This is a genomic window from Pseudomonas sp. P4_B3 (assembly GCF_056402295.1).
The window spans coordinates 55,338-61,411 of the sequence record NZ_JBFUHR010000033.1; the positions used below are offsets into that span (position 1 = coordinate 55,338).

Sequence of the window (6,074 nt, forward strand, 5' to 3'; positions counted from 1 at the left end):
CACCGGGACTGGAGCCTTTACCGCTCCAGTCCCGGATCATCAGGGATCAACCTGGGCCATCAGTTCCGCAATCGATTCCGGCCGATTGGCATAACGCTGCGCCAGCACGGCACAGACCATCAGTTGAATCTGGTGGAACAGCATCAACGGCAGGATCAGCAAGCCAATGGTGCTACCGGCGAACAACACCTGGGCCATCGGCACACCGGTCGCCAAGCTCTTCTTCGAGCCACAGAAAAGTATGGTGATGCGGTCTTCCTGATTGAAGCCGAATGCCTTGCCCAGCACGGTTGAGGCCACCAGCACCAATGCCAGAAGCACACAGCACGCCACCACCAGCCCGGCCAGTTCCCACAGCGGAATCTGATGCCAGAGGCCTTCGATCACCGCCTCGCTGAACGCGCCGTAGACCACCAGCAAAATCGAACCCTGATCGACGAACTTCAGCCAGCTCTTGTTGCGCGCCACCCAGTTGCCGATCCAGCGCCGCGCGATCTGCCCGGCAATGAACGGCAGCAGCAACTGCACGCTGATCTTGAGGATGGCGTCGAGGGTCGAGGAGCCTTCGCCGTGGACATTCAGCAACAGGGTCACCAGCAACGGCGTGAGGAAAATCCCGAACAGGCTGGACGCCGCCGCGCTGCAAATCGCCGCCGGGATATTACCCCGTGCCAGCGAAGTAAAGGCAATCGCCGATTGCACCGTAGCGGGCAGCGCACACAGGTAAAGCATGCCCATGTACAGGTCGTTGCCGATCAGCGGCGACAATAGCGGTTTTAGTGCCAGGCCGAGCAACGGAAACAGCACGAAAGTCAGGCTGAACACCAGCAAATGCAGACGCCAGTGCCCAGCACCGGCAATGATCGACTCGCGGGACAGCTTGGCGCCATGCAGGAAAAACAGCAGCGCGATGGCGATGTTGGTCAGCCAGCCAAAACCGACCGCGACCTGACCGCTGGCGGGCAGCAGGCTGGCGAGCGTCACCACGCCGATCAGGGTCAGGGTGAWGTTGTCGGGTAACAGACGGGGGCGAGTCATGGGGTTGATCATCCGGGGGTTGCCAGTACGTGAAAGCGACTCTAACGTGCCTGATAATTACCGACTAACGCCGATGAGCCAGCTGATGCCGCCTAAAGGACATGACAAGAGTGTTCGACGCAGTATTCCCGGACTGTCCAGCCTGCCACGACCGCTCTACGGTCGCACCGAATCGCTGCCCAATCGCGCCCTGACCCGGCGACACAGCCATCCGTGGGTGCAGCTTTCCTATGCGATTCAGGGCGTGCTCGAAATACAGACCGGCGTCGGGCGCTTCGTGGCCCCGCCGGAGCGTGCGGTGTGGATTCCGGCGGGCATGCCGCACCGGGTGTTCAGCTCGCCGCGCACGGAAATGCGCAGCCTGTACATCGATTGCAGCGTCTCGACGTGGGCGCCGCCGGGCTGTCATGTGCTGGGGGTCAGTGATTTGTTGCGTGAGTTGATCCGCGCCTTTAGTCAGATTCCGGTGGAATACGATCAGAACGGTCCGCACGGCCGGTTGGCCCAGGTGATTCTGGATCAATTGGCTGAGGCGCCGCAGATCGATTTGATGCTGCCCCTGCCCCAGGACAGCCGATTGCGGCAAATCGCCCAAAGCCTGGAGTCGCATCCGGAGCAACAGACCACCCTCAGCCACTGGAGCGACAAATTCGGCATCACCGAGAAAACCCTCAGTCGCCTGTTCCTGCGCGACACTGGCCTGACGTTTCGCGCCTGGCGCCAGCGCTTGCGCCTGCTCGGCGCCCTGACGCCACTGGAACAGGGCGAGCGAGTGACCGACGTCGCGCTGGCCTGTGGCTACGACTCGACGTCGGCGTTTATCGCTGCGTTCCGCCAGCAGTTCGGCGAAACACCGGGGGAGTTTTTTCGCTGAGCCCTGCACAGGAAAAACTGTGGGAGCAATTCAATTCTTTTATTGCCTATCAGGCCGCCATCGCGAGCAGGCTCGCTCCTACAGTTGTGTTGGTTGCTCGCGGATTCTGCGGATAGCCGCGAACCCTGTGGGAGCAACTGCCTTCACCATGCCACTCGTCACCGCCATTCGGTGCCGTCCCGCAACATGGCATTCAGCCTAATCAGTAAGACTCGCATGCAGGCAAGAGCGCGACTTTCGCGCTCTTGCCTCGCTCCCGAAGAGCGTCATAGCGTGCCTTGAAGTCTGGCTGATGAAGGATTACGACCCAGCAAGACATGTAAAGCGCAGGTCGACCCTATGTTCCTGCCGGCAATGTCTGGCGCCGTTCGTCCATTGAGGGAGTAGTGGTATGGCGAACGAGGACAGATTTTTATGGGGGCGGCGCACCAGCCAAGAAATAAACCCGCCCTCACCGCCCTGGCTGTTTAAACCTCTGCAATGGCCTCGCGGACGAAGTCTTCATAGGTGCGCAGCGGGTGCCCGATGATGGTCTGAAGCTGTTCTACGGTTCCTTCAGTTGCTTGCATGCCAAACTTCTGGATACCCGTCATCATCAGGCGCATGTCATAAGCCAACCAGGTGGAACCGTATGAAGCCAGCTGTCCTTCGAAGGCCGCCACATCGTCACCGCCGTAGGCAATGTCGCGACCCAGGGCGGAACTCCAGATCTTCGCCACGGAAGCACCGGTAAGCGCTTGCGGTCCAACCAACTCCAGGGTTACACGATCCAGAGCAGAAGACGCTTTGTCGCGTCGCAGCAACTCTGCAACGGCAACATCGGCGATGTCGCGCGCATCTATCATCGAGACGCCCGCCGAGCCGATTGGCATCGGGTACACCGAGTAATTCTGAATCGACTGTTGGACCATACGGTCGTTTTGCATGAAGTAAGCCGGACGCAGGATAGTTGCGGGGATGTTGAAGCTTTCGATCATCCGTTCAACCGTATGCTTGCCGGTGAAGTGCGGCACATTGGTGAACTTGTCGGCATGAATCACAGACAGGTAAACGAGGCGCTCGATGCCAGCCTCGCGAGCAAGGTTCAGCGTGATGAGGGCTTGCGTCACCTCATCGGGCGTAACGGCGTTGAGCAGGAACAGCGTGCGCACCGACGACAGCGCGACGCGCATCGACGGTACATCGGTGAGGTCTGCAACAACTTCAGTGACGCCAGCCGGGAAGTCGCACTTACCCGATTGGCGCACTAGAGCTTTGACCTCGGCGCCCGCGCTGGCAAGGCCCTGAGTGATGAGTGAACCAATGGTGCCCGTGGCACCAATAACGAGAATGCTCATTTTTGAATTTCCTACAGTGGATACTTAGGGTGGATTAGCGAGAGAAGTCCGCAACGACCTTGCCAGTCCGTGAAACGCTGCGATTGCGTTCGATGGCATCAGGGATGTCGGCGAAACCAACGACCTTGCCGATCCTGGACTGCAGCGTGCCGCTGGCGATTTCCTGGGCCAGCGTCTCCAGCAACTCGGGGTCGGGCTTGTTCATGAACCAGAGGCCTCGGCGATTCGCCGGCGTGCGCGCCAGAATGTCGGGTGATGACGTGCCGACAATGACGCCGTTTTCCGCCAACACCTGCCACGAGCGATCCAGTACCTCACCCCCGACGTAGTCGAGCACCAGGTCAATGTCCTGGACGACGTCCTCGAAACGTTGGGATTGATAGTCGATGGCATGGTCCACACCGAGGCTGCGCACGTAGTCCAGGTCAGCCGTGCCCGCAGTTGCGAAGACCTCGGCGGCTGCCCGCTTGGCGTACTGCACGGCATAGGCGCCCAGCCCACCGGCAGCACCATGAATAAGGATTCGCTGGCCTGGATGAATCGGACCCGCATGATGGAGGCTCTTCCAGGCCGCCACGGCTGCGACGGGTACAGCGGCAGCATGGACGTCATCAAGGTTTTCAGGCGTAAGGGAGAGGCTCGCTTCACTGACGGTCACGAATTCGGCGTACGCACCCAGCCCTCCCACCGCGCCCATGACGCGATCGCCAACACGAAAGCGAGAGGCACCGGGCCCGACAGCCTCGACAACACCCGCCATTTCGGCGCCGAGTACTATTGGCAATGGAAGCGGGAAGGCATTTCTCACATGGCCTTCGCGGACCTTCCAATCGATGCCGTTCACGCCGGCGGCTCGAACTCGAATCAGAACCTGGTCTTGTCCAGGTTCTGGCTTGTCGATTTCGGCCACTTGCGCGGCGTCAGCGCCACCGTATGCCCGGATCAGTACAGCGCGTTGCATGGTGCTCATAGCAGTTCCTCGTATCGAGTTCCGATGACGAGAAGATATGCTGTTGCACAGATAAAGCAGAGACACCAAAATACAGACACTTCGTTTCAAAAATGGAACACCATGAACCTGAACGCTCTGATCGATTTCACGCTCGTCGCAACGAATGAGGGGCTCGGGAAGGCGAGCCGTGCGAGCGGCATATCCAAAGCAACCTTATCGCGCCGAATCTCCGACCTTGAGGAACAACTGGGCGTGAGGCTGATCGAGCGCAGCGCTCGCGGCCTGAAGCTCACCGAAGCTGGCGAAATGCTGATGGCTCGAACAGAAGGTCCATTGGGCGAGGTGGCCGAAGCCATGACGGCGGCCCGTGAGGGCGTATCGACACCCCGCGGACGCTTGCGTGTCGCCTCCCCAGTCCTGTTCTCCCAGCTTGCGATGGGCCGCATTGGCGCCGAATTCTGTACCGCCTACCCGGAGGTCGAAATCGAAGTCGTGGCGGAGGATCGCCTGGTCGACCTTGTGGAGGAACAATTTGACGTCGCCATCCGGATCAACCCGAGCCCAGACAGCAGTTTGGTCGGCCGGTGCTTCGCCAAAGACCGGCTGGTAGTAGTGGCTGCGCCAGAAGTACCTAAGCCAATGCCCGGCGCAATCAGACCAATTCCAGGCATCGTAACTTCGAGTTTCCAGCCCACCCACTGGAGTCTCGATGGAGGGCAGTTGGTCCTGGAGCCGATCCCAAAGCTGCGGTTCTCTTCGTTACTGATGATCCGCGATGCTGCTATCGCCGGTGGTGGTGTTGCCCTAATTCCACAGTCCATCGCATGGAACCAGCTTGCCCGTGGCGAGTTGGTCCAGTGGGGCACGGTATCGGGTGTAGAACCCGCGCTCTGGGTCTTGCATACATCCAGGCGTCTTGCTGCTCCGAAAGTTCGCGCATTCGTCGATTTCATGTGCGCGAAATACCCGGATATGTCTCTGGTTTTAAAGGGATAGAAGCCCACTCCCTGTATCGCCTTTCTGCCAGCGATCCCATATCAGTTTTTTCTGGTTTTCGGTGCAATAGATCCGAGGTCGCTGCTTCATCTGCAACACTCCTCCTGTCTACACAGAATCTAGTGTGTTGCATCGATCGGTTGAATCCACAGGACAAAGAAGCTCCTCCCGGTAAATGACCGGGCGAAGCTTCATCCTCGACATGGCTTTTTTGTAGTTTATGAAGCGTTCATGGTTTTGTGGGTGTCGATCAGATACTGCACCACACCTGGATCGGCCAGGGTGGAAATATCCCCCAACCCATCGTATTCGGCCGTCGCAATCTTGCGCAGAATCCGCCGCATGATCTTGCCCGAACGGGTTTTCGGCAGCCCCGGTGCCCACTGAATGACATCCGGCGAAGCGATCGGACCGATCTCTTTGCGCACCCAGTTTTTCAGTTCCAGGCGCAGTTGCTCGTTCGGCTCTTCACCGCTGTTGATAGTGACGTAGACATAAATGCCCTGCCCCTTGATGTCGTGCGGCACACCGACCACCGCGGCTTCGGCGACTTTCGGGTGAGCGACCATTGCGCTTTCGATCTCGGCGGTGCCCATGCGGTGGCCGGAGACGTTGAGCACGTCGTCCACGCGACCGGTGATCCAGTAGTAACCATCGGCATCACGACGGGCGCCGTCACCGGTGAAGTACATGCCACGGAAGGTCTTGAAGTAAGTGTCGACGAAGCGGTCATGATCGCCAAACAGCGTACGCGCCTGGCCTGGCCACGAATCGAGAATCACCAGGTTGCCCTCGGCCTCGCCTTCGACGATGTTGCCCAGGTTGTCCACCAGTGCCGGCACCACGCCGAAGAACGGACGCGCCGCAGAGCCTGGCT

General features: G+C 59.5%; 6 protein-coding genes and 1 pseudogene. 2 read left to right on the forward strand and 5 right to left on the reverse strand.

The annotated features are described in order from the left end of the window. Positions 1-39: 39 nt before the first annotated feature. Positions 40-1,038, reverse strand: coding sequence for a bile acid:sodium symporter family protein (locus tag AC1DWG_RS28760; protein ID WP_477788686.1), 999 nt, complete (start codon positions 1,036-1,038; stop codon positions 40-42). Between the two features lie 85 nt (positions 1,039-1,123). Between AC1DWG_RS28760 and AC1DWG_RS28765 the strand changes: the two genes are divergently transcribed. Next, the gene (locus tag AC1DWG_RS28765) at positions 1,124-1,912 is read left to right on the forward strand and encodes an AraC family transcriptional regulator (RefSeq protein WP_477765529.1); all 789 of its coding nucleotides are present in this window, start codon (positions 1,124-1,126) and stop codon (positions 1,910-1,912) included. A 158-nt stretch (positions 1,913-2,070) separates the two neighbouring features. Here the strand turns inward: AC1DWG_RS28765 and AC1DWG_RS28770 are convergent. The 3 genes and pseudogenes from AC1DWG_RS28770 to AC1DWG_RS28780 all read right to left on the reverse strand — a co-directional run. After that, positions 2,071-2,246 (reverse strand): annotated as a pseudogene (locus tag AC1DWG_RS28770) (IS110 family transposase); the annotation flags it as partial. Between the two features lie 133 nt (positions 2,247-2,379). After that, positions 2,380-3,249 carry an NmrA/HSCARG family protein gene (locus tag AC1DWG_RS28775; protein ID WP_477765528.1) on the reverse strand — a complete coding sequence of 290 codons (870 nt, stop codon included), beginning with the start codon at positions 3,247-3,249 and terminating at the stop codon, positions 2,380-2,382. A gap of 34 nt (positions 3,250-3,283) precedes the next feature. After that, complete coding sequence (locus AC1DWG_RS28780) at positions 3,284-4,219, reverse strand: NADP-dependent oxidoreductase (RefSeq protein WP_477788687.1); 936 nt, start codon at positions 4,217-4,219, stop codon at positions 3,284-3,286. Positions 4,220-4,321: 102 nt separating this feature from the next. Between AC1DWG_RS28780 and AC1DWG_RS28785 the strand changes: the two genes are divergently transcribed. Then, positions 4,322-5,197 carry a LysR family transcriptional regulator gene (locus AC1DWG_RS28785; protein WP_477765526.1) on the forward strand — a complete coding sequence of 292 codons (876 nt, stop codon included), beginning with the start codon at positions 4,322-4,324 and terminating at the stop codon, positions 5,195-5,197. A gap of 218 nt (positions 5,198-5,415) precedes the next feature. Here the strand turns inward: AC1DWG_RS28785 and AC1DWG_RS28790 are convergent. Beyond that, on the reverse strand, positions 5,416-6,074 hold a 659-nt coding region (locus AC1DWG_RS28790), incomplete at its 5' end, for an AMP-binding enzyme (protein ID WP_477788688.1).

Excerpts from the sequence above, each read along its gene's own strand:
- AC1DWG_RS28775 (WP_477765528.1), bottom strand. The coding sequence starts at position 3,249 with ATGAGCATTCTCGTTATTGGTGCCACGGGCACCATTGGTTCACTCATC.
- AC1DWG_RS28765 (WP_477765529.1), top strand. The coding sequence starts at position 1,124 with ATGCCGCCTAAAGGACATGACAAGAGTGTTCGACGCAGTATTCCCGGA.
- AC1DWG_RS28785 (WP_477765526.1), top strand. The coding sequence starts at position 4,322 with ATGAACCTGAACGCTCTGATCGATTTCACGCTCGTCGCAACGAATGAG.
- AC1DWG_RS28780 (WP_477788687.1), bottom strand. The coding sequence starts at position 4,219 with ATGAGCACCATGCAACGCGCTGTACTGATCCGGGCATACGGTGGCGCT.